Raw genomic sequence first — 23148 nt, forward strand, 5'->3', positions numbered from 1 at the left:
CGGTCCGGGTTGGCTGAAATCAGTCACTATCGGCGACCGCTGGCGGGCGCGCGCCGCGGTTGCCGGGAACGGGCAGGATGCCGTCTTCCAATGCACGCTTGTAGAGGTCGACCTTGGTGTTCGCCGGCCGTCCCACTCGCTCGTACTTCGAGCGGATCCGGCGGATGTAGTCGATCACGGTTGACTCGGTGACGCCAGCCGTGGCAGCCACGAGCGGGGCCTTCGCTCCGGCGGCGTACAACGAGAGTACCTGTCGTTCCCGGGCGCTCAGGCCGGCATCCGAGAGCTCAGGGTCGCCGTCCAGGGCCGCGGCCCACTCGGTGGAGGCGACGGGCTCGCCGACCGCCGCCTGTCGCACGGCGTCGAGCAGCACGGCCGCCGGCTCAGACTTGCGGATGACGCCGAGCACACCGCTGTGCGCCGCGGAGCGCACGAGCGCCGTGTCATCGCCGCCGGTGAACGCCAGCACGGCGGATCCGGCCTCGCGCAGCCGGCGCACGTTCAGCGCGGGCGTCGAGCCGTCCGCCAGCCGCAGATCGAGGATGACAAGGTCGAGCGCCGGTTGCGCGGCGTCCTCCAAGATCTCGAGCAGCTCGTCGACGGTGCGCGCGAGTGCTATGACCGAGATGCCCGGGGCACTGGCAAACAGGTCGGCGAAACCCCTCGCCACGATTTCATGGTCGTCGATCAGTGCAACACGGAAGGTATTCATGGGCTCCTGAGACAACGTACCGCACGAGCGGAGGTGCGCCTCCCCCTTATTCGGGGCGGGCCGTCAGACAGCGCTGCCGGCTACCTCACGGTGGGCGCGCCCATTGAGCATGCCGTGGGACTCCTGGAGGTAGCAGGAGCCGCAGAGCGACTCGTAGCTCACCGCGTCGGTGGCGTCAATGGCGACCTGGGCTCCGTCGAAGACGTAGCGGTCGCCGATCTTGCGGCCGTTGAACACGGCTTTGCGGCCACACCGGCAGATGGTCTTCAACTCCTCGAGGCTGTGCGCCACCTCGAGCAGGCGCCGGCTGCCGGGGAACGCAACCGTCTGGAAGTCGGTCCGGATGCCATAGGCCAACACCGGGATGCCCTCGAGCACTGCGATGCGGAGCAGGTCATCCACCTGCGCCTCACTGAGGAACTGCGCCTCATCGATGAGAAGGCAGCTCACATCGCGGTTCGTCGTCGTCAGCACCCGGCGCCGGTGTTCCTGGAACAGGGCGAGTGCATCGGCCTCAGCGGTCAGCACGAAATCGACGGGGCGCGTGAAGCCGAGCCGCGAGAGGATACCGAGATCACCTTTGGTGTCGACGGCCGGCTTGGCCAGCAGCACGGCGTGCCCGCGCTCCTCGTAGTTGTGCGCGGCCTGCAAGAGCGCGGTGCTCTTGCCCGAATTCATGGCGCCGTAGCGAAAATAAAGTTTGGCCATTGCTACAGATACCCGTCCTCAGCGGCTCGCGTGATGAGCTCGGCGCGCCGACTCGCAGGCCGGTTCGCCTTGGCGTACTTCTCGCGCACGCGTCTCAAGTATGTCTTGGCTGTCTCGTATTTCACATTCATGAGCCGCGCCACGGCCGCCGTGGTGTTGCCGGTGGCATAGAGCCGCAGCGCTTCCAACTCACCCGGGCTGAGCTTGGGCCTGACGAAGTCGCTCGTGTCGACGGATGCCACGGCGTCGCCAGATTCGACCGGCGCCCCCGCGCCGTCGAGGCCCATGGCCTCGCGCGCGACCGCGTGGAACGTCTGGATCGAGTCGGATTTCGAGAGATAGGCGAGCGCACCCGCCGCCAGGGCGCGAGCCCTGGCGCCTTCCGGATCGTGTGCGCTCATCACCACAACGCGCGCCCCTGCCGCACGGCACGTGCGGATGCGCGCTTCGAGGGGAACGGTCTCCGCCGGCGCGTCATCCATCAGCACGAGGGCGGTCGGGAAGTTCTCGCTGCGCACCAGATCAACCCAGGTCTCTGCGCGCACGACAACCTCGAACTCCGGGGCGTTGTCGGCGATCCACGATTCCATGCTGTCGAGCAGCAAGACGTGCTCGTCGAGGATGCCGACCCGGATCGGCCGTTCTGGCCCCGCTGCCGGCCGAGTGCTGCCCGCAGCGTCGTTCGTGCTCATAACTGAATTTTAGTCGTAGTTCGCCGTCGCGCGAAGCGAATCCGATCGCGCGAGGCCTCACACGCCAATGCCTCAGAAGAGCGTGGGCTCCGCACGCACCGGCGTGGCGGCGGCCTGGGCCCGACCGCCCACGGGTGGCGCGACGCCGCCCGTTGCCGGTGACGTCTCGCCCCGCTGGAGGCCATGGGCGCGGATCAACGGCTCGATTCGGTCGGCGAGCCAGCGCCGGTACTCCTTTGGCGCGTAGGCGCCACCGGCGTAGAGCTGTGTGTAGCGCGGCAGCAGCTGCGGGTGCTCCTCGCCGAGCCAGTGCATGAACCATTCACGCACGCCCGGCCTGAGGAAGAGCGACGTGTAGACAACCGAGGTGGCGCCCGCGGCTTGCGCGCGCCGAAGTGCCTCGTCGAGGTGCGCCTTGGTGTCGGTGAGGAACGGCAGGATCGGCATCAGGAACACCGAGCAGTTCAGCCCGGCCTCGCGCACGGCCGTCACCGTCGCCAGCCGCGCGGTGGTACTTGGCGTGCCCGGCTCGATCGACTGCTGCAACGTGTCGTCGTAGATCGCGATCGACATGGCGATGCTCACGGGCACGGTGCGCGCGGCATCCGCGATCTGCGCCAAGTCGCGGCGCAGCAGCGTGCCCTTGGTGAGAATGCTGAATGGCGTGCCGCCGCCCACCAACGCGTCGATGATGCCGGGCATCAGGGCGTAGCGCCCCTCAGCCCGCTGGTACGGGTCAGTGTTGGTGCCGAGGGCGACCGGATGCCGCTGCCAGCTCGGCCGGCGGAGCTCGGTGCGCAGCACCTCGGCGACATTCGTCTTGACGATCAGCTGCCGGTCGAAGTCCTCGCCCGTGTTCAGGTCGAGGTAGCCGTGCGACGGCCGGGCGAAGCAGTACACGCAGGCGTGCGAGCAGCCCCGGTAGGGGTTGATCGTCCATTCGAAGGGCATCGTGCTCTGGCTGGGCACCTTGTTCAGCGCCGACTTGGCGAGCACCTCGTGGAACGTCATACCGGCGAACTCCGGCGTCTGTACGCTGCGCACCAGGTTGCTCAGCCGGGCGAGCCCTGGCAGCGTCGACGGCTGCTCGACGTCGAGTTCTTGCGCGCTCCACCTCATACGACAATTCGAACACACATTCGCACAAAATGCGAACGTGTGTTCGAATTGCCTCGGCTGACTCGACCGGCGAGCCGCACGGGCTATGCCGGGATGTTCAATACCTTCGCGGTCGCCGCAAGCGAGGCCGCCGCAACAGCCGGGTTGTCAGAGAGGGTGGTGCCGTAGCTCGGGATCATCTCGCGGATCTTGGGTTCCCAGCCCTTCATGTGCGCCGGGAAGCAGCGCGCCAAGACGTCGAGCATGATCGGGGCGGCGGTCGAGGCGCCCGGCGATGCACCGAGCAGACCGGCAATGGTGCCGTCGGCGCCGGTGATGACCTCGGTGCCGAACTGAAGCACGCCACCCTTCTTGGCATCCTTCTTCATGACCTGCACGCGCTGACCGGCCGTGATGAGCTCCCAGTCCTCCATCTTTGCGGTGGGCATGAACTCCTGCAGCGCCTTGAGCTTCTTCTGCCGGCCGGCCATGAGCTCGCCGACCAAGTACTTGACGAGGTCGAAGTTGTGCCAGCCGACGGCCAGCATCGGGCCGAGGTTGTGCCAGCGGATCGAGAACGGCAGATCGAACCAAGTGCTCGTCTTGAGGAACTTCGGAGTGAACCCTGCGTACGGGCCGAACAGCAGCGCGGACTCACCGTTGACCACGCGGGTGTCGAGGTGGGGAACAGACATCGGCGGGGCGCCGACGGCGGCCTTGCCGTAGACCTTGGCCTGGTGCTGCGCGACGATCTTCGGGTTGGTAGTGCGCAGGAACTGGCCCGAGATCGGGAAGCCGCCGAAACCGCGGATCTCGGGGATGCCGCTCTGCTGCAGCAGAGCGAGGGCGCCGCCGCCGGCGCCCACGAACACGAACCGAGCCTTGACCTCAGAGGGCGTGTTGCCGACGAGGTGCTTGAGCTTCAGCTTCCAGAGCCCGTCCTTCTGGCGCTTGAGGCCGGTCACCTGGTGGTTCACGTGCACCTCGCCGCCCTGCTTGATGAGGTCGTCGAAGAGGTACTTGGTGAGCGCGCCGAAGTCGACGTCGGTGCCCGCCTCGATGCGGGTGGCCGCGATCTTCTGCTTCGGATTGCGCTTCTTCGTGATGAGCGGGGTCCACTCACCGATCTTCTCGGCGTCGGTGCTGAATTCCATGCCCTGGAACAGCGGCTGGTCCTTCAAGGCGTCGTAGCGCTTGCGCAGGTACTCAATGTTGGAGGCGCCGCGCACGAAGGTCATGTGCGGGGCAACGTTGATGAAGTTGTGCGGTTCGGGCAGCGCGCCCGTCTCCACCAGGTGCGCCCAGAGCTGGCGGCTGATCTGGAACTGTTCATTGATACTGACGGCCTTGCTCGCGTCAACGCTGCCGTCGGCTGCCGCCGGCATGTAGTTGAGCTCGCACAGGGCCGCGTGGCCGGTCCCGGCGTTGTTCCACGGGTTCGAGCTCTCTTGGGCCACCTCCCCGAGTCGCTCGTATGCACGAACCGTCCAGTCGGGCTGGAGCTGCTTAATCAAGGCGCCGAGGGTGGCGCTCATAATGCCGCCACCGATGAGAACGACGTCGACAGGTGTCTCAGAATTCACGAATATCAGTCTACCGGGGCATTTCGATGTCTTTGACCGGCCGCAAGATGTCCCCCAATTCGAGGGTGCTCCGCACAAAAGAGCCGCGGAAAACCGGGGCTTTTGCCTACCTCAAGAGCGCTGTGGACAACATTGCGGCGAACTTGGGGGTGCGCTGAGGCGGCTTGCCTACCTTGGTGCCAACGGCCCGGGCGTGTCGTTGGGGGAACCCCTTCACCTGCTTTCTTGCCCAGGTTGTGACCGACCTCGATCCCTCGAGCCGCGGCCCTACCCGCTCTCGTCGAACACAGAAAGGCAACCCGAATGACTGCCAGCACCTCCTCCAAGCGCGCTAAGCGCAGCACCGCCATCCGCCTCTCCCTCGCCGGCCTCGCACTCGTGGGCATCGGCGCCGCCGCCACGACGGCGGCCTGGACCGACAACGTGTTCTTCTCGGCGAGCGCGACGAGTGCCACCTTCAACTTGCAGGGCAGCCACAACGGCACCACGTGGGCGGAGGGAGCCGACGAGGCCGGAGCGATCGCGATCGGTGTCGACCCCGCTGCCTTCACAAACATCAAGCCCAACGAGACGCGCACCGCCAACATCTGGATCAAGAACGACAGCTCCATCGCTGCGAAGCTCGCCGCACCGGTCATTTCCGGTACCGGAATCCTGTTCAACCACGCCACGCAAAAGCTTGCCGTCAGCGTCACCAAGTCCGACGCCCCCGGCGGCGCGATTGTCGCCGGCGAGACGCTTGCAAGCGGTGCGACGTTGAAGCTGACCGTCACCGTCACCGCCCCTGACTGGACCGACGCGGGCTTCAAGGGTGTCACGGGCGGAAGTCTGAAGCTCCTGTTCGCGGGCGCTTCCTCTTAACCCGCCACCCCCGGTTTAGCCTGTCGAGCCCTCTTCGGACCCGGCGGGCTCAGCTGGAGGGCCCCACCCATCGCCCCGCATCCCGGCCCTCTCGAAAGGAGCACACCATGCGCGCACTGCGCTCGCTCGGCAACATCGTGCTCTGGATCCTCGCTGCAACCGGAATAGCGGCCGGCGGCCTCTGGGTGGCCCACTCTGCGGGCCTGGTGCAACCGCTCTTCGTGGTGTCAGGTTCGATGGAGCCGGGCATCATGACCGGCGATCTTCTGTTCTCCATACCCAAGGATGCTGCTGCGCTCAATGTCGGCGATGTTGCGACGCTGCCATCGACCCTGACCAGCAAGCTGGTGACCCACCGTGTGATCGAGATCACGCCCGGCGGCGCCGCCGGCGAATTCGTCTTGAGGATGAAGGGCGACAACAACGAGTTCCTCGACAGCGAGGACTATGCGGTGAGCGGCACCGTTCTGGTGCCGGCCGCACAGATCTCCGGTGGCGGCTACTTCGTCGCCACCATGTCGAAACCCGGCGTCGTCATCCCCCTTGCAATCACGGTGTTGGCCCTGGTCGCGCTCAGCATGCTGCCGCGTCCGGAGTCCGAATCGGACTCCGAGCCGGACGAGGACCCCACCACCGAGGCCGTGTCGTTCGACGCCCTCCCGACCGAAAACGTTCTCGCGGAGGCACGCGAATGAATCTGCACAGCACCCGCCAGGGTATCCGCAGGACGGCATCCGCCCTCGCCGTCCTCGGCCTCGCGACCGGCCTCGCCGTGGCCGACGCGAGCGCCAGCCACGCCGTTGAGATCCCCATCCCGGTTGCCCTCGACTTCGCCGAACTGCAGCCGCACACCCCTGTCTCGAAGACGATCACGCTGGAGATCCCCCGTGCCGGCGAACTCGACTCCTTGATCTGGGTCGAGCGCACCGGCATCCTGAGCTCCGCCACGATCGAGTTCGAGGTTTGCGACACGACGGGGAGTTGTGTTCCCACGGAGAGCCTGCCCAAGCCAGTCGCCGTTCCCGCAGGCCCCCAATCGGTTCGAGTGACGGTCACCGTCTCCGAACAGGGCAGCGGCACCGCGCTCGGTCGACTCACCTTGAACAGCACTGCTGACCCGTCACTCGTCACCGACGGCGGCAACGGCCTCGCCTCAACCGGCAGCATCGCGTCCGTGGTCGCCCCGTGGGCCGTCGCCGCGCTGGCACTCGGCACCCTGGCCGTCATGTGGCCGCGCGCCGTCATCGCGGCAAAGCGCCGCCGCACCTCCGGCGAGCACGACGTGGAAGGTACGAAGTGAACAAGCGCACCCTCGCAGCCCTCGGCGCGATCTTCGGCTCCGTGCTGCTCGTCCTCGGTGTCCAGCAGGCCTTCGTCGCGACCACCGCGGCCTGGACCGATCAGGTGAACTTCACCGCCCCCGTCAGCTCGGGCACTTGGACTACTCCGCAAGCACAGATCAAGTTGGACACGAAAGGCGTTGTGGTTGGCGCTGGGCCCGTCCTCACCGTGCAGCTGCAAGTACAGAATGTGAAGCCCGCCAGCGGCGCTGGCGGTCCCGTGAACACGTTGAGCACGAAGATCACCTTCCCCACCGCTGCGCTCGGGACTGCCCCCCAGATCGCTCCACCAACAGGATGGACCCTCTATGGGAGCCCAGTCACCAGTGGCACCAACCAGACGTTCGAATACCGCCGCACCATCACTGTGCCTCTGTACGGTGACACCGGAACGATCCAATTCAAGTTCCCTCTCGCGTGCAACAAGGGGAACAAGTTCATGGTCTCCACCCTCATTGAGTCTCCGGAAGCGACGAACTCACTGACCTTTAGCGAAGAAGCACACATTCTCGGCTGGACCTGCTAGCTCGGGCGTCCTCCCCACTTTGGAGCACGCCTCGGATACGATGTTGACGCAACCGCAGCTGCGGAGCGAACAATGTTGTTGGGGGGCCAGGACACGTGACCGAGAACCGGATTGCCGTTGTAATTGAGGACGACCTGGACATCCGCCAACTTCTGGCTGCAGTGCTGGAGCAGGCCGGGTTCGAGACGGTGCTGACCAGCAACGGGATCGACGGGGTGAACGCCGTGCGCGAGCACAACCCTCTGGTCACGACGCTGGACGTGAGCATGCCAGGGATCGACGGCTTCGAGGTCGCCAAGCGCATCCGCGCGTTCAGCTCGACCTACCTGATCATGCTCACCGCCCGCGCGGAGGAGATTGACACGCTGCAGGGCTTGGAAGCCGGCGCCGACGACTACGTGACGAAGCCGTTCCGCCCCCGCGAGCTGCGCGCTCGCATAGAGGCGATGATGCGTCGGCCCAGGTTCGAGGTGCTCACCAACGCCACTGCGGTCTCCGCGGATGCGCCGGCAGAGACGGCGACGACTGCCCCCGTGAACATGCCGGCCGATGCGGCGACGAGCACGAACCCCGCCACGTCCCCGACCCCGGTCGTCGATGACGAATGGCACGAACACCGCGGCCTGCGCCTCAACCCCGCGGAGCGCCGGGTGAGCATCGGCGCCGACGAGATCGAGCTGACGCGCACCGAGTTCAACCTGCTCGCGGTGCTCTTGCGCTCTGGGCGCCGGGTGCGCAGCAAGACCGAGTTGGCCGAGCACCTGCGCGACGATGACGGGGCGTTCTTCGTCACGGATGCCGACAAGAGGGCAGTCGAGGTGCATTTGGCCAACCTGCGCCGCAAGCTGGGCGATCAATCGACAAGCCCCCGCTGGATCGAGACCGTGCGCGGCGTCGGGTACCGGCTCACCGCTGCCGAGTAGCGGCTGCTGCCCGCCCGATAACGAGTACATCCGCGGCTCCAAGCAGGGGTGCCACACGCTTCAGGTTCGGGATCACGAAGCGGTTGGAATGGATTCAGGGGAAGGGTCGGGGGACTTCTTCGAGAATCGCAGGGAGCCGGCGGATGTCACATCGTTGTTACGTGTACGAGTGTGCGCGGTGAAGCGCAGGATTGGCTTTAGATACGCCCTTGAGGAACCTCAAGATTTACGCAATTTTGCCGTCGGCGGCCCTCAACAGGCGACCAGCCTCGATCAGGCCTCGAGCAGGCCGTCTTCCGTGGCACGCTGCACAAGGTCACGTCGGTTCGACGCGCGACGGCCCTGCCCCTCGTAGTGGTCGCGCACCCGGCCCAGGTGATCGCGCACCCAGTCGAAGCGCACATTCAGCTGCAGCGCGATGTCGACCGGGCTGCTGCCGCTCGCATACAGCCTGATCACCTCGACGTCTGCCTCACTGAGCCGCGGGAAGGCTGACGCACGCAGGGCGACACCCGCCTCGCCGTCCTGTGCCGGTGCGCGCCGCACCGCAGGGTGCTCCCCGCTGTTCCCCGGTATCGCACGGTGGTGCGCCGTCGCAACGCGATCACCGGTCCAGGAATCGGGCCCCTGCGCCACGGCGGCAACCACGGCCGCCCTGGCATCCTCGATGGAGCTGTGGGGGCACAGCACTGCCGCAGCGCCGGCAGCGCGCAGCGTGTGCCACGCGTCGTCGTCGCCGCCGTCCCACACCACGACGGCGGCACCGCGCGATCGGGCATCAGCGATCCGTTCGACGAGCATGGAGTCGCCGAGGCTGTCCAGGTCGATGAGATAGGCGGCTGGCTGCGCGGCGGCCTGTTCTTCAGCCTCGTCCCACGAGCTGGCGAGGACAACGATCTCGAGATCCGGCGCGTTGGCGGCGAGCCAACTGCCAAGCCCGTCGAGGGCGGCGACATGAGAGTGGACGATCGCCAACCGGATCGCGGAAGACGGGGCGGGGACGTCCTGCGTGGCTGTCATCGCACTTCCCTTCCGAGCTGTCGCCGCACCACGCGCCTCTCGCCGTCGCGCATGCAGCGCACCGGACCGGGCGACGACGCCGCGTGAACGGGCAGTCTATGCCGCGCGACTGGCCGGGAGCGAACCGGTTACTCAGGAAGCGCCGATTCCCGCGTTCGCTAGCGCGCGCCGACCCGCCTGCGCCGGTCGCCCTTCCGGCGAAGATCCCGGTTGAGACGGCGATCCCCGTGATACAGGATCGACGACCAATCGACGGGCTTGTTGGGATCCACGACATAGGAAGGCCCGGCTGGCGCCTTCTTCTTGTCGACGTAGAGCCAGTTCAGGATGCCGAGTCCCGCATCCACGATGGAGTTGCGCACTCCCACATACATCCACGTCGCGTACGCGGCGAGGCTAGCGTTGAGCGCGGCGAAGAGCGCGTTCCCCCAGTTCTGGGCATAGAAGTCCCGCACGAATGTGACAAGGGAGAACGCGATGATCAGATACGGCACGATCACGTAGATCACGGGCGCAGCCGTGCGGTCCTTGACCTTGGGCGTGCGCACGAAGGGGATCTTCTCGCCCGTGATGGCCTGCTGGATCGATTTGAGCACGCCGGCCAGGTTCACCGGCAACAGAATGAGGTTGAAGCCGTAGATGCGGAAGATATCGCTGAAGCGGTGACCGCAATCGCGTAGGTCGCTGCCCATCGCCAAGAAGTACGGCAGTGCGGCGAGGAACACGACGGGCGAGAGCAGTCTGCTGTCGTAGGGGTACGCCAGCAGGAACAGCAGGCCGAAGCTGGCCCACGCGATCGACGCCATGTAGTTCACGCGCAGCCAGAGCTCGCGCATCAGCACGCGCTCACGGCGGAAGCGCCGCTCCCGGAGCTGGTCCCAGAGCTTCGGCAGAATCAGCAGGCCGCCGTTCGCCCAACGGCGACGCTGCACCACGAGCGAACCGAAGTCCGGCGGCGTCGCCGAATAGCTCAGCCGTTCCGGGTAGTTCATCAGGGTCCAGCCGTGCGTGCCCAGGTCGATGCTGGACTCGGTGTCCTCGATGACGGTGCGGTCCTGAATGTAGGTGGCGATCTCGAAGCCGCCCACGTTCTCCACCTCGACGATGTCTTCCACGGCCTGCTTGCGGATGACGGCGTTGGCGCCGACCCAGAAGGTAGCGCCGTAGTAGCTCATGCCCTGATGCAGGATGTGCTGCAGGTCGGTCGTTGCGCCGGCGATGCGCTCGATGCGCGTCGGGGCGCCACGGAACGACGAGTACGGAGTCTGGGTCACGGCGATGCGCTCATTGCCCGGCTCTTCGAGGAAGTACACCAGGCGCAGGCAATAGTCACGCAGCAGCAGTGAGTCTGCGTCCAGTGTGAGCAGGTAGGGGCTGTCCGGCACCACCAGGTCGGCGTCGTCCTCGTCGTCCACTGCACGCAGCACCACGCCGCCGGCCGTCTGCTCTTCCCGCCAGCTGCGCCCCATCAGCGAGATGTAGGAGTTGAGGTTCATCGCTTTGTTGGCCTCGTGCGAGAGCGAGGCGTAGCTCTTGCGCTGGAACGAGCGCAGCTCGGCCGTGAACGTGCGCTCAAGGCGGATGCGCAGCTCGAGCACCCGGTCGATGTCTGGGTAGGAGTGCTGGTCGATCGAGGCACGCAGCGCGAGCAAGTTCAGCCGCAGTTCAGAGGCCAGACCCATCAGCACCTGGTCGATGAAGAACTCGTCGACGTGGTCTTCCATCGGCTCGTTCTCGGCCATGTCCTCGAGCCAGATCGCGGCCGCCTCGTAGTCGGCGGCGAGCTCTGTGACGTGGTTGCGGTCCACCTCGGCCCCGGCGTCGCGCTCGGCTTGCAGCTGGGCCCTGGCACCAGCGAATCGCGAACGCGGCCCCTCCAGCGCGGCCTCGATCTCGCCCGGCAGTCGCAGCGTCGCGTCGAGCCGCGCCCGCTCGGCGGGGTCGTTCTGCACAGGCGAGTCGTCGACGAGCAGCACCACGCGAACGTTGGGAAATTCCTGCAACGCGGCAGACCAGAGCGTGCCGCGCACCACGGCCGGCTCCTCGGCGTAGGAGGGCACGAGCACGGTGACGGCACTGTCATAGTCGCGGAAGTGCCTGTCCAGCTCCGCCCGCGGAACGCGGACGTGGTCGCGGAAACGATAGAGAGCGCCCTGGCGGGCGAGCAGATACATCAGCGCCGAGAACGTCAGGAACGAGACGACGACGAGATAGCCGACCGCCTCCATCGTGAAGCGGAACCCGCCGCTGTTCTCGAGGAACTGCCTGACGATGGTCGTGACGACGTAGATCAACCAGAAAACCACCGTCGCGACGATGGCCAGCCTTCCCCAGGTGACTTTCCGCACACTGGGCGCAGGGTGCATGATCGACAGCGGCTCAGAGCGGCGCTCCGATCCCCACTGGCGCTTCCTGTTGCGTGTTTGTTCCTCTTGAACTGCCATAACTCCGGTCAATCGCGACGTTGGTGACTCATCCGACTTTTGTAGGATAGGCCAGCGCGCGCCGCCCGCGGGGGCGGCGATGTGCAAGCATGGGCAAGGCACGTGCCGCAGCCAACCGGCTTCCGCTCGACGTGACTTCTCTCCCCGCCACCCTACTTGCGAGGTTTTGTGTCTAGGCGCTTCCCCAATCGACGGCTCTCCCCAGTGCGCCTCACCGTGCTCGTTGCGGCGCTTGCTGCCCTAGTTTTCGCGGGATTCCAAGGCTGGAAGTGGTTTGAGAACGAGACGTCGCCGACGCGCGAAGCGTGGTTTGCCGGCTACGTCGACGTCACTGCTACGCCGCAGTTTGCCTTCGAGAGCCCCCGCAGCGCGGCCGACAAGAACATCGTGCTCTCTTTCATCGTCGCCGCCACGGATGACCCGTGTACCCCGACTTGGGGGGCGCATACACGCTCGCCGAGGCCGGCAGCGAGCTGGATCTCGATCGCCGCCTCGCACGGCTGCAACAGCGCGGCGGGGAGGCGATGGTCTCATTCGGTGGCCAGCTGAACGACGAGCTCGCTGTCAGCTGTCGGGATAGCTCCCAGCTGAAGGCCGCGTATGCGGCCGTCATCGACCGCTACGACGTGCAGGGCATCGACCTCGACATCGAGGGCGACGCCCTCGGCAACGCCGACGCGAACACCCGCCGTGCGACCGTGCTCGCTGAGCTGCAGCAGGAGCGGGCGGCATCCGGTTCTCCGCTCGCCGTCTGGCTCACGCTTCCGGTGACCCCCGACGGCCTCTCGGTGGCCGGAACCGACGCCATCGCGAACGCGCTGAACGCAGGCCTGGACATCACCGGGGTCAACGTGATGACCATGGACTTCGGCGAGAGCAAGGCCGCCAAGCAGAGCATGGGCGATGCGGCGGAGTCCGCACTGACCGCGACCCAGCGTCAGCTGCGCATCCTGTACAACCAGGCCGGCACACCGTTGACGGACGCCACGTTGTGGGCGAAGATCGGCGCGACCCCGATGATCGGGCAGAACGATGTGCGTGACGAGGTGTTCACCATCGCGGACGCCCAGCAGTTGAACGCCTTCGCACACAGCTCACGTCTGGCCAGGGTGTCGATGTGGTCCTCGAACCGCGACACGACGTGCGGACCCAATTACGACGACCTCACTCGGGTGTCAGACGCGTGTAGCGGAGTCGCACAGGGCGATGCGAGCTTCAGCGCGATCCTCGGCACCGGTTTCACCGGTACGCCCAGCTCGGGCGCCGGGATCGAGACCACGCTCGAACCGATCCCCCAGGAAGACCTGGCCGACGACCCGGCGACCAGCCCGTACCCCATCTGGTCCGCCGACGCCTCCTACCGGGCCGGCACCAAGGTCGTCTGGCACCACAACGTTTACCAGGCCAAGTGGTGGACAAAGGGCGATGTCCCCGACAACCCCGTGCTCCAGTCGTTCGAAACGCCATGGACGTTGATTGGGCCGGTGCTGCCCGGTGAGACCCCGATCCCGATCCCCACGCTGGAGCCGGGAACATTCCCCGAGTGGTCGGGCAGCGCGATCTACGACAAGGGTGCCCGAGTGCTTTTCGACGGCCTGCCGTACGAGGCGAAGTGGTGGACTCAGGGCGACAGCCCGCAGGCTGCCGAGACGGAGCCGGACAACTCGCCGTGGATGCCGCTGGACGCAGCTGATGTCATCGCCCAGCTGGGTGCAGAGACGGCGCCAACCGAGCCGCAGACGGCCCCGTAAGCCGGCGCTGCGCAGCCGGGCTAGGCCTGGCTAGCCCTGGCTAGGCCTGGCTAGGCCTGGCTGCGCGAGGCAAGCGGGCGCTCTGCCGCCTCGGCACCCGGCACCACCGCGGTGGTGCCGTACTTGATCAGTCGCTCCGCCGTCGCCTGCTCCGATGCGGGCACGCCGTAGTAGAAGCCCTGGGCACTGCGCACGCCGACACCCTGCAAGCGCGACGCGCTGACCGGGCTCTCGACGCCCTCGACGACGAGAGCGTAATCCAAGGTGTCGCCGAAGCCCTGCAGTGCGCGCAGCACCTCGAGCTGGCGGATGTCGGTGAGGTCGTCGATGAGAGAGCGGTCGATTTTCAGGATGTCCATGGGCATGCGCACCAGCGCGCCCACCGAGGAGTTCTCGGAGCCGTAGTCGTCGAGCGCGATCATGATTCCGAGCTCGCGGAGGCGCTCGGCCTGGGCGCGCAGCTCGTCGCTGACCACGCTGAGCGAGCGTTCGTTGAGTTCGAGGCACAGCGTGACCTCGGGGAAGAGTGCTGCGGTCTCCTCGATGAACGGGCCGAGTTGGGCGGCCAGGATCTGCTTCGCCTCGACGTTGACGGTGACACAGTTGACCCGGGCATCGATCGCGACGAATTGGCGCGCGGCGGTGAGTGACTTCTGGATCACCTGGCGGGTGAGCTCGTTCATCAGGCCGAGCCGCTTCGCCTTCTCGACGAGCGCGGCGGGCGAGATGGGGCCGATCTCGGGGTCGGTGTAGCGCACGAGCGCCTCGAACGCCCAAATCCTGTTCTCCACGATGCTCACGATCGGCTGGAAGAACACGGTCAGCTCGTCGTTCTCAACAGCCCGGACAACGCTGTCGTTGATTTGTGAGGAGCGGTGGGCCGAGATACTCACCGAACCGCCCTTGCCGGCGCCGCCCTGCTTGCGCGACTTCTTCGCGGCGAGCATGGTGCGGTCTGCGTCCTCCACGAGCCGGCCGATATCGGTCTCGCGGTGCGCGGAGTAGGCCAGACCGACGCTGATGCTCGGCCAGAGGTTCGTCTCGCCGAAGGGGAGGCGCACGCCGCAGTTGTCGACGATGCGGTCGGCGATCAGCTTGGCCTGCCCCAGACTGCTCAGCCCGGTGAGCACGGCAATGAACTCGTCGCCGCCCACGCGCGCCACGGTGTCCGCCGGCCTCAGGGTGTTCACGAGTCGTTGAGCGACCTCTTTGAGCGCGAAGTCGCCCGCGGCGTGACCGTGCCGGTCGTTGAGCTTCTTGAAGTTGTCCAGGTCGATGAACAGCACCGCGATCGCCTCGCCGTAGCCGCGGTTGTCGTTGATCGACTGCAATGTCTCCTGGAACGAGCCGTAGTTGGGCAGTCCGGTGAGGCTGTCGGTGTTCGCTCGCAGACGCAGGCCGTCGACGCTCTCCTTGACCCTGGCCACCTCGCTGCCGATGTGGGCGAGCGCGTCGACGACGCGCTGATCTTCCTCGGTGAAGGCGGATGCCGCCGCCGCGCGGCGCACAACGAGGTACTCGTCCGCCCCGGCGGTGAGGCTGATCGGGGCGCCGATCTCGGCGCGCCGCGGCGGTGTGGCACGGATCTCCGTTGTCTCCGCGTTCGCCGCTCCCTGGGCGAAGCCGCGCACCAGGGACTCGATCTGACCCTTCTCTTCCCAGGGCAGCGCCAACGACGCGTCGACCAGGCTGTCCAAGCGACGCACGACGCCGCGGAGGTTCTCGCGGGCGCTGAGCAACACGAGCACCATTGCACTGCCGACAATCAGCAGCACGGTGATCACCGAGCGGGGGTTCGAGATGTAGCTGTCGACCATGAGCAGCTTCGCGAAGTGCAGCACCGCTGCAATGCACGAGAGCAGCAGCCAGACGCGGAGCAGTTTCAACCGGCTGATCGCGGCGATGCCGAGGCGGCCATCACCGCCCCAGCGACAGCGGTGCCGCAAGAACTCCACCGTGAGCATCGTGACCAGGTACCCAGCCGCCGCGACGAAGTACACGAGCGGGCCGGTGCCGGTGTCGATCAGCCAGCGGAACAGGGCCACGTAGACGAGCGCGCTGAGCGAGGCCAGTCCGCTGGCGTAGACGGCGACCACGGGGCGGCGCAGCAGGTAGATGTAGGAGAAATAGATCCCGATTGTGTACAAACCGATGATGAGCAGCGGTCGGACCATCAGGTCGGAGGCCGAAACGATGGCGATGGCCAGCCCCGTCAACGGCACCGTCGCCAGTCGCGAGATCGGCAGGCGGAAGATCCCGGCTGCGGCGAACCCGATCACGGCGAAGAGCGCCAGAACCCACGAGCCGGCCGGGAGGGAGGGGAGGATCGCGAGGCCGATGACGGCCATCGTCAGCCCAAAGAGCGTCACCGGCACGAAGAAGATGGCATCCCAGGGGGTGATTGTTCGTACGGGTTTCACAGGTCAAGGATAGGGGCAGCGCGGTCGGTGCCCGCGCCCGGCCGCGGGCCGCTCAGCGGGCCCCGGTGTCAGACGCAGCGTTCTGACCCGCGCCGGTGTCGACCACGCTGCGGTTGCCGCCGGCATCCGAGGCCTGCCGGCATGCCTGCCGGGCGGCGCGGCTCAGCCGGCCATAGTCGAAGCCGGTGTAGTCGGTGAGCGCGATTCCGACGCTCGCGGTGGGCCGCAGCCCGGTCAACTGCACCTCCGAGTCTTCCAACAGGCCCCGCTGCACGATGGCCGCCATAGCGAGTGCCTCGTCGGCGGAGGCGAACGGAGCCGCCACGACCAGACGGCCCGTGCCTGCCACCCCGATGTCGGCGTGCGGCGGCCCGAACTTGCGCACGACCGCGGTGTACTTGGCCAGGATCGCGTTCGCATGCGCCGGCCCGAACGCCATGTTGATCTCGCTCAGGTCGTCCAGGTCGAAGTGCAACAGTGCCAGCTGCTCGTCGTGGAACTCGGAGCGGTCCAGCCGGTCTCTGACGATGCGCCCGAACGCGCCCTCGGTGAGCACATCATCGCCGGTGTAACACGTATGCGCGATCTGCCTGCGGTCGGATCTGGACGCCGACTCGGCACGGGTGCCCTGCGCGAAGCGGATGAGGGACATCGAGTTGGAGAGCACGACCGACATGATCATCGTGACCAGCGCCAGCGCGGAGGAGCCGAAGAACAGGTCGAAGATCGCAGTATCCGGGCCCTCGACGGTGAAGAAGATGAGCCGCCCGGTGAAGAAGGCTGCCTCCACGCTGAAGACGACGAGCATCGGTCGCGAGCCCCGCGCCCGCCGCATCTCTCCGCGCGACGATTCGACCGCGGCCAGCACAGCGAACACCGCGATCGCGGCGAAGTACACCTGGGCTCCGGCCCAGGCGTCATCCGATGGGCCGGCGACCACACCCGCCAGGAACACGACGCTGCTGCCGAGGGCGGCGGCCCAGTACGGCCCCCGCCGACCGTTGTGCCGGCGGCATCCGAGCCAGAAGAAGGCTGTTCCCGCCACGAAGCCCGCATTGCCGACGGCAGACGCCCACCAGAGTTCCGGGGAGAGCTGCCAGGCCAGGAAGCTGGTCGTCGTGAGGATGCCGGCCAGGTAGCCGGCGGCCCACAGCCGACCGGCCGAGCTGTCCTTGTGCACGATCGTGCTGCCGATGAACAGCGCCGCCGTCACCACCACGATGAGGGCACTCGCCAACGAAATCGTCCAGCCGTCGATCATGCCCTGTCCCTGTCTTTTGGAAGGGTGAGGAGCACGGTGGTGCCCTCCCCCTCGACGCTCTGCACGGTGAGGTCACCGCCGTGCAGTCGCGCGATTTCGCGGCTGATTCCGAGGCCGAGGCCGCTGCCGTGCACGGTGGAGTTGCGCACAGACTCCGAGCGGAAGAATCGCTCGAAAAGCCGGGGCTGCTCGTCGTCGGCGATGCCGATTCCGCTGTCGCGCACGATCAGCCACACCATGTTCTCGTCGCTGGTGAGGCCGATCGACACCTCGCCCTGATCGACGTTGTACTTGATGGCGTTGGAGATCACGTTGTCGATCAGCTGGCGCAGCCGCGAACCGTCCGCTATCAACGTCGTGGCCTCTGCAGCCGCGCAGTCGATGCGGATGCCGCGTTCCTCCGCCCAGGGCTGCAGCATCTCGACCGACTGCTCGACGACGTCGAGCAGCTCGCACGGGCCGGGCAGTAGAACGAGCGGCTGTTCGGCGCTGTTCGAGGCGGCGAGGATGTCGGTGAGCAGATCCAGCAGCCGGTTGGCATTCTTGTGGGCGACCTGCAGTTGCGCCTCGGCAGAGGCGGGAAGCCCGCCGCCGTCGATAGTGAGTTCGAGGTAGCCGAGCACCGAGGTCAGGGGCGTGCGCAGCTCGTGCGACACCGAGGCCACGAGGTCGTCGCGCGCGCGCAGCGCCATCACCTCGGCGGTGACGTCACGAGAGACCACCACGCTGCCGTCGTACTCGCCGTGTTTGCTGTGCAGGTGGCGCGCGGTCACCGACAGGGCGGCCTTCTCGCCGCTGGCTGCTTCCAGCCAAACCGTCTCCGGCTCGAACTCCTCGCCGCGCATGGCGCGCTGGAGCGGCGTCGACGCCGGACCGGACGCGGCCGCGCGGCCAGCACGGAACCCACCGGCTTTGCCAGCGCGCAGCGAAGAGGTGCTCGCGTGCCGCTCGTCGAGCTGCATGCGGGTCTGTGCCTCGTTGACGAGGTTGATCTGGCCCGTCTTGTCGATGCGCACGACCCCGAAGTCAACCGTGTTCAGCACCTCAGAGAGCAGTTCCTCTTGGCGCTGCGCCTGCGCGAGCGCGCCCTCGAGCAGCTCCGCCTGTTTGCGGAGGAGCACTCGTTGTGCCCGATTGCGCCTGGAGTGCAGGCGAACGGATGCAGCAACGAACACCAGCGTGATTGGCAGGAAGATGAGCGTCGGCATGGCGGCGAGGGTGACCGGTTGTTGCCGCAGCGCGATTTCGCCAACCGTCAGCACGCCGATGAGGAGGATGCTCGCCGTGATGCCGACCGCGCCGACCAGCGTGGCGATCCACAGCACCGGGAACACCCACAGCAGGCCGAGTGAAAGCTCGGGGTGGGCATGCCGCATGCACCCGATCGCCAGGATGTCGAGGAGGGGCAGCACGAGCAGCCAGTGCGGGGAAAGCTTCGACCAGCTGGTCAACACCGCGGCGCAGCACGCCACGAAGGTGAGCAACAGCCCCAGGAAGAACGCGACGCTGTTGCCCTCCCCGGGGCCGAACAGCATCACAGTGGTGAAGACGGCGAGGGCGGCCGCCCCGAAGAGCAGCTGGGTCAGCACGATCGACCGGTCCTGCGTGCCCGGATCGGTGTCCAGCACCGCGTTGATCCACTCCGACCGTCGACTCGCGCGGCCTGTTGTGGCCTGGCCTGCGCTGACTGTCATGGCTCGACTGTACCGCGCCGTCCCATCTCTGGAACGGCGCGGGCCGCCCCGGGTCTCAGGCAATGCCACCGCCGTCGACGACGAGCGCCGACCCGGTGACGTAGGAGGACTCGTCGCTGGCCAGCCAGACCACGGCCGCCGCGATCTCGCTCGGCTGCCCCATCCGTCCAAGCGGGCGGTCAGCGGACTCGGCCAGGAACGCCTGCGCGTCCTGGTCCAACTGCCGGGCCTCCTCCAGCAGCATGCCCGTGTTCACATCGCCGGGGTTCACCGAGTTCACCCGGATCCCCTGCGGCCCGTGGTCGATGGCGAGGGCGCGGGTCATGTTGACCACGGCGCCCTTGGACGCACAGTAGGAGATCGCCTGGCCGCCGCCCTTCAGCCCCCAGCCGGAGCCGGTGTTCACGATGGAACCACCCCCGGCGGCCGCCATGACCGGCACGACGTGCTTGCACATCAGGAAGATCGACTTCACGTTGACGCCGAAGACGCGGTCCCATTCCTCCTCTGTGGTCTCCACCGCCGTGCTGCGGCGGATGATGCCGGCGTTGTTGAAGACCACGTTGACGCCGCCGAACTCGGCGATCGTTGTGGCGATGATGCGCTGGATGTCGGCTTCGCTGGAGACGTCGGCCGCGACGGCGATCGCGGTGCCGCCGTTCGCACGGATCTCGGCTGCCACGGCCTCCGCGGCGTCCGCACGCACGTCGACCACGGCGACTCGGGCGCCCTCCGCTGCGAAGGCGAGCGCGGTCGCCCGGCCGATCCCGCCGGCGCCGCCGGTGACGATCGCATTTTTGTTGGCCAGACGCATGGCTGCTCCTTAGAGATGTGGACGTGGGCTTCGACGTCGAGCCTCAAGCATGCCGGATGCGGGCAGGCGGCACGCCGTAAACTGATCGCGAGGCCATCCGGCTCAGAGAGGGTCCCATGGCTATCGAACGTCGCACGCTCCGATCCCAGGTGCGCGAGGAACTACTTGAGCGCATGCGCAACGGCCGAGTGCAGCCGGGCGAGCGCATCAACGAGGTGCAGTTGGCTGGCGAGCTCGGCGTCAGCAGGACACCGCTGCGCGAGGCGCTGATCGCCCTCGAGAGCGAGGGCCAGATCGAGAGCGAGAGCGGTAAGGGCTTCCGTTTCGTGCCGCTCAGCGCCCGAGAGTTCGAGGAGCTCGCCCCGATCATGGCCAATCTCGAGTCTCTGGCGCTGTCGTTGACGGACCCGGCGGCGCTGCCCGTCATCGGGGCCCGGCTGGCCCAGTTGGCCGCAGACTTCGACGCGGAGGTCGCCATGCACGCACTCATCGCCGGCAAGGACGACGAATGGCATGCCTTCATGCTGAGCGGATGCCCGAACGGGCGCCTGCTGGACCTGATCGCCGGCATGCGGCAGGCCTACCACCGCTACGAATCGCTGCTGGTCGCCGACGAGGTGATGATTGAGCGCGTGGCCGCCGAACACGGCCTCATCGCGCACCACCTGGTCAACGGTGACGTCGCTGCGGCGTCCGAGGCCCTCACGGCCAACTGGATGAACGGCATGCAGCGGCTGCTCGCCACCGCGAGCAGCCAGTACCTCACTGCCTGAAAAAACAGGAGGAGAGCGCCGCTGGGCTGCATGCAGCCCTCGCGACGCTCTCCTCCTGTTTTTGTGGCTGTGCCGTCGGCCTAGAGCGACGCGGCGACGAGCTCGGCGATCTGAACGGCGTTCAGCGCAGCGCCCTTGCGCAGGTTGTCGTTCGAGATGAACAGTGCGAGGCCGCGGCCGTCGGGCGCGCCCTCGTCCTGGCGGATGCGGCCGACATAGCTGGGATCGGTGCCGGCGGCCTCGAGCGGCGTCGGGATGTCGCTGAGCTGCACGCCGGGGGCGTTCGAGAGCAGCTCGGTGGCCCGCTCGACCGAGATCGGGTTCGCGAACTCGGCGTTGACTGACAGCGAGTGACCGGTGAAGACGGGAACGCGCACGCAGGTGCCGCTGACCAGCAGGCCGGGCAGGTCGAGGATCTTGCGGCTCTCGTTGCGCAGCTTCTTCTCTTCGTCGGTCTCGAAGGAACCGTCGTCGACGATCGAACCGGCCAACGGAACCACGTTGAACGCGATGTTCTTGGCGTAGACGGTCGGCTCGGGCATGGTCACCGCGCGGCCATCGTGCACGAGGCCCTGTACGTCGCCCTCCAGGGCGGAACGCACCTGCGTCTCAAGCTCGGTGGCGCCGACGAGGCCGCTGCCGGAGACCGCCTGATAGGTGTTCACGATGAGGCGCTCGAGGCCGGCAGCCTCGTGCAGCACCTTGAGCACGGGCATGGCCGCCATGGTGGTGCAGTTCGGGTTGGCGATGATGCCCTTCTTGGCCTGCTTGATGGCTTCCGGGTTCACCTCGCTGACGACGAGCGGCACCTCAGGGTCCATGCGGAACCCGCTGGAGTTGTCGATCACGATCACGCCGGCCGCGGCGAAGCGGGGCGCCTGCGCCTTGGAGAGGGTCGCGCCGGCCGAGAAGATGGCGACGTCCAGACCGGTCGGGTCTGCCGTCGAGGCATCCTCGATGACGACGTCCTCCCCGCGCCACGGCAGCGTGCTGCCGGCCGAGCGGGCCGAGGCAAAGTAACGAATCTGCGCGACCGGGAAGTTGCGCTCCTCGAGGAGGCGGCGCACGACCGCCCCGACCTGACCTGTTGCTCCGACGACGCCGATGTTGATGCCCTGGCTGCTGCTCACGAGTACCCCTTGTGTTGTGGTGCTGCGGATGCCGCCGCCGGCGGCCTCCCGGTTGAAAACTGGTGGTGGCTGACTACCGGCCGGTGCCGCCGTGGACGACGGCCTCGTGCTCGGCATCGAGGTCGAACGCCGTGTGCACGGCGCGGAGGGCCTCGTTGACGGAGTCGGCGCGGGTGACGACCGAGATGCGGATCTCGCTGGTGGAGATCATCTCGATGTTGATGCCCGCTTTGTTCAGCGCGTCGAACAACTTGGCCGAGACGCCGGCGTTGGTGCGCATGCCGGCGCCGACGAGGGCCAGCTTGCCGATCTGGTCGTCGTACTGCAAGCTCGCGAAGCCGACCTCGGCCTGGGCGTTGCTGAGCGCGGTGAGGGCCGCCTGGCCCTGACTCTTCGGAACGGTGAACGAGATGTCGGTGAGGCCGGTGGCGGCGCTCGACACGTTCTGCACGATCATGTCGACGTTGGCGTCGGTGCGCGCGACGATCGTGAAGATCTCTGCGGCCTTGCCGGGGATGTCCGGCACGCCGACGACGGTGATCTTGGCTTCGCTCAGATCGCTGGCAACACCAGCGATGATCGGGTCTTCCACGTTGCTCTCTTCTCCGTCGTGGCTGGTCGCCGGGTTGTAGACAATGGTTCCCTCGTTGTTGTTGAACGAGGAGCGCACGTGCAGCGTGACGCCGTGGCGGCGGGCATATTCCACTGCACGAATATGAAGGACTTTGGCCCCGGATGCCGCCAGCTCCAGCATTTCCTCGCTGGTGATGCGGTCGATCTTGCGGGCCAGAGGCACCACTCGCGGGTCTGAGGTGAAGACGCCGTCGACGTCCGTGTAGATCTCGCAGACGTCTGCGTCGAGCGCAGCGGCCAGCGCGACGGCGGTGGTGTCTGACCCGCCGCGGCCGAGGGTGGTGACATCTTTGGTATCGCGGTTGAAGCCCTGGAAGCCGGCAACGATGACGATCGCGCCCTCGTCGAGGGCCTCGCGCAGGCGCACAGGGGTGACGTCGACGATGCGAGCGGAGCCGTGGTGAGCGTCGGTGATCATGCCGGCCTGGCTGCCGGTGAAGGAGCGTGCGTCGTGGCCGAGGCTCTTGATCGCCATGGCGAGCAGCGCCATCGAGATGCGCTCGCCGGCGGTGAGCAGCATGTCCAGCTCGCGCGGCGCGGGGATCGGGGTGACCTCGTGGGCGAGGTCGAGCAGCTCGTCGGTCGAGTCGCCCATGGCGCTGACGGCCACGACGACGTCGTTGCCGGCCTTGCGCGTCTCGACGATGCGCTTGGCGACTCGCTTGATGCCTTCCGCATCAGAGACGGAAGACCCGCCGAACTTCTGCACGATCAAAGTCACGTATAACTCCTGAGGGGGTTTCGGCAGACATTGCCAGATGCTCC

General features: G+C 67.0%; 20 protein-coding genes. 7 read left to right on the forward strand and 13 right to left on the reverse strand.

What is annotated here, in order from left to right; all coding sequences use genetic code 11:
• Nucleotides 1–19 precede the first annotated feature (19 nt).
• The 5 genes from AWU67_RS11615 to AWU67_RS11635 all read right to left on the reverse strand — a co-directional run bounded on the left by AWU67_RS11615 (nucleotide 20) and on the right by AWU67_RS11635 (nucleotide 4745).
• On the reverse strand, nucleotides 20–712 hold the full coding sequence (locus tag AWU67_RS11615; RefSeq protein WP_067229135.1) for a response regulator: 693 nt from the start codon (nucleotides 710–712) through the stop codon (nucleotides 20–22).
• A 63-nt stretch (nucleotides 713–775) separates the two neighbouring features.
• Nucleotides 776–1420, reverse strand: a complete 645-nt coding sequence (locus AWU67_RS11620) for a thymidine kinase (protein ID WP_067229138.1) — start codon at nucleotides 1418–1420, stop codon at nucleotides 776–778.
• Nucleotides 1421–1422: 2 nt separating this feature from the next.
• Complete coding sequence (locus tag AWU67_RS11625) at nucleotides 1423–2112, reverse strand: helix-turn-helix transcriptional regulator (protein WP_067229142.1); 690 nt, start codon at nucleotides 2110–2112, stop codon at nucleotides 1423–1425.
• 72 nt (nucleotides 2113–2184) lie between these two features.
• Nucleotides 2185–3231: an Rv2578c family radical SAM protein gene (locus tag AWU67_RS11630; RefSeq protein ID WP_067229145.1), complete on the reverse strand. Its 1047-nt coding sequence runs from the start codon at nucleotides 3229–3231 to the stop codon at nucleotides 2185–2187.
• An 83-nt stretch (nucleotides 3232–3314) separates the two neighbouring features.
• Nucleotides 3315–4745: a malate:quinone oxidoreductase gene (locus AWU67_RS11635; protein WP_067232667.1), complete on the reverse strand. Its 1431-nt coding sequence runs from the start codon at nucleotides 4743–4745 to the stop codon at nucleotides 3315–3317.
• A 351-nt stretch (nucleotides 4746–5096) separates the two neighbouring features.
• On the opposite strand from AWU67_RS11635, the gene AWU67_RS11640 reads away from it, so the two are divergent.
• The 5 genes from AWU67_RS11640 (at nucleotide 5097) to AWU67_RS11660 (ending at nucleotide 8443) form a co-directional block, all read left to right on the forward strand.
• Nucleotides 5097–5654, forward strand: a complete 558-nt coding sequence (locus AWU67_RS11640; protein ID WP_067229149.1) for a hypothetical protein — start codon at nucleotides 5097–5099, stop codon at nucleotides 5652–5654.
• 107 nt (nucleotides 5655–5761) lie between these two features.
• Nucleotides 5762–6349, forward strand: a complete 588-nt coding sequence (locus AWU67_RS11645) for a signal peptidase I (protein ID WP_067229151.1) — start codon at nucleotides 5762–5764, stop codon at nucleotides 6347–6349.
• Nucleotides 6346–6954, forward strand: coding sequence for a hypothetical protein (locus tag AWU67_RS11650; protein ID WP_067229153.1), 609 nt, complete (start codon nucleotides 6346–6348; stop codon nucleotides 6952–6954). Before AWU67_RS11645 ends, AWU67_RS11650 begins: the two co-directional genes overlap by 4 nt.
• Nucleotides 6951–7520 carry a hypothetical protein gene (locus AWU67_RS11655; RefSeq protein WP_067229157.1) on the forward strand — a complete coding sequence of 190 codons (570 nt, stop codon included), beginning with the start codon at nucleotides 6951–6953 and terminating at the stop codon, nucleotides 7518–7520. The genes AWU67_RS11650 and AWU67_RS11655 overlap by 4 nt, the downstream gene beginning before the upstream one ends.
• 95 nt (nucleotides 7521–7615) lie before the next feature.
• A complete protein-coding gene (locus tag AWU67_RS11660; protein WP_067229160.1) occupies nucleotides 7616–8443 on the forward strand; it encodes a response regulator transcription factor in 828 nt (275 codons plus the stop codon).
• A gap of 273 nt (nucleotides 8444–8716) precedes the next feature.
• On the opposite strand, the gene AWU67_RS11665 is transcribed toward AWU67_RS11660, so the two are convergent.
• Together AWU67_RS11665 and AWU67_RS11670 are read right to left on the reverse strand one after the other, a co-directional pair.
• A complete protein-coding gene (locus AWU67_RS11665) occupies nucleotides 8717–9463 on the reverse strand; it encodes a helix-turn-helix transcriptional regulator (RefSeq protein ID WP_067229163.1) in 747 nt (248 codons plus the stop codon).
• Nucleotides 9464–9621: 158 nt separating this feature from the next.
• Nucleotides 9622–11907 (reverse strand): glycosyltransferase family 2 protein, encoded by a 2286-nt coding sequence (locus tag AWU67_RS11670; RefSeq protein WP_082716948.1) that lies wholly within the window; start codon nucleotides 11905–11907, stop codon nucleotides 9622–9624.
• A gap of 422 nt (nucleotides 11908–12329) precedes the next feature.
• On the opposite strand from AWU67_RS11670, the gene AWU67_RS11675 reads away from it, so the two are divergent.
• Nucleotides 12330–13658 carry a chitinase gene (locus tag AWU67_RS11675; protein ID WP_234407232.1) on the forward strand — a complete coding sequence of 443 codons (1329 nt, stop codon included), beginning with the start codon at nucleotides 12330–12332 and terminating at the stop codon, nucleotides 13656–13658.
• 50 nt (nucleotides 13659–13708) lie between these two features.
• Here the strand turns inward: AWU67_RS11675 and AWU67_RS11680 are convergent, their stop codons facing one another.
• The 4 genes from AWU67_RS11680 to AWU67_RS11695 are packed head-to-tail and all read right to left on the reverse strand — an operon-like array spanning nucleotide 13709 to nucleotide 19847.
• Entirely contained in the window at nucleotides 13709–16078 is a 2370-nt protein-coding gene (locus tag AWU67_RS11680) for a putative bifunctional diguanylate cyclase/phosphodiesterase (protein ID WP_129586704.1), read from the reverse strand.
• A 52-nt stretch (nucleotides 16079–16130) separates the two neighbouring features.
• Nucleotides 16131–17339, reverse strand: coding sequence for a GGDEF domain-containing protein (locus AWU67_RS11685; protein WP_067229169.1), 1209 nt, complete (start codon nucleotides 17337–17339; stop codon nucleotides 16131–16133).
• The gene (locus AWU67_RS11690) at nucleotides 17336–19033 is read right to left on the reverse strand and encodes a sensor histidine kinase (RefSeq protein WP_082716949.1); all 1698 of its coding nucleotides are present in this window, start codon (nucleotides 19031–19033) and stop codon (nucleotides 17336–17338) included. Before AWU67_RS11690 ends, AWU67_RS11685 begins: the two co-directional genes overlap by 4 nt.
• A gap of 55 nt (nucleotides 19034–19088) precedes the next feature.
• A complete protein-coding gene (locus AWU67_RS11695) occupies nucleotides 19089–19847 on the reverse strand; it encodes an SDR family NAD(P)-dependent oxidoreductase (protein WP_067229176.1) in 759 nt (252 codons plus the stop codon).
• Nucleotides 19848–19963: 116 nt separating this feature from the next.
• On the opposite strand from AWU67_RS11695, the gene AWU67_RS11700 reads away from it, so the two are divergent.
• Nucleotides 19964–20620, forward strand: a complete 657-nt coding sequence (locus AWU67_RS11700) for a GntR family transcriptional regulator (protein WP_067229179.1) — start codon at nucleotides 19964–19966, stop codon at nucleotides 20618–20620.
• A gap of 80 nt (nucleotides 20621–20700) precedes the next feature.
• On the opposite strand, the gene AWU67_RS11705 is transcribed toward AWU67_RS11700, so the two are convergent.
• Together AWU67_RS11705 and AWU67_RS11710 are read right to left on the reverse strand one after the other, a co-directional pair.
• Nucleotides 20701–21750: an aspartate-semialdehyde dehydrogenase gene (locus AWU67_RS11705; protein WP_067229183.1), complete on the reverse strand. Its 1050-nt coding sequence runs from the start codon at nucleotides 21748–21750 to the stop codon at nucleotides 20701–20703.
• Between the two features lie 73 nt (nucleotides 21751–21823).
• Nucleotides 21824–23104, reverse strand: coding sequence for an aspartate kinase (locus AWU67_RS11710; RefSeq protein WP_067229186.1), 1281 nt, complete (start codon nucleotides 23102–23104; stop codon nucleotides 21824–21826).
• Between the last annotated feature and the right edge of the window lie 44 nt (nucleotides 23105–23148).

Source organism: Microterricola viridarii (genome assembly GCF_001542775.1).
GTDB lineage: Bacteria > Actinomycetota > Actinomycetes > Actinomycetales > Microbacteriaceae > Microterricola > Microterricola viridarii_A.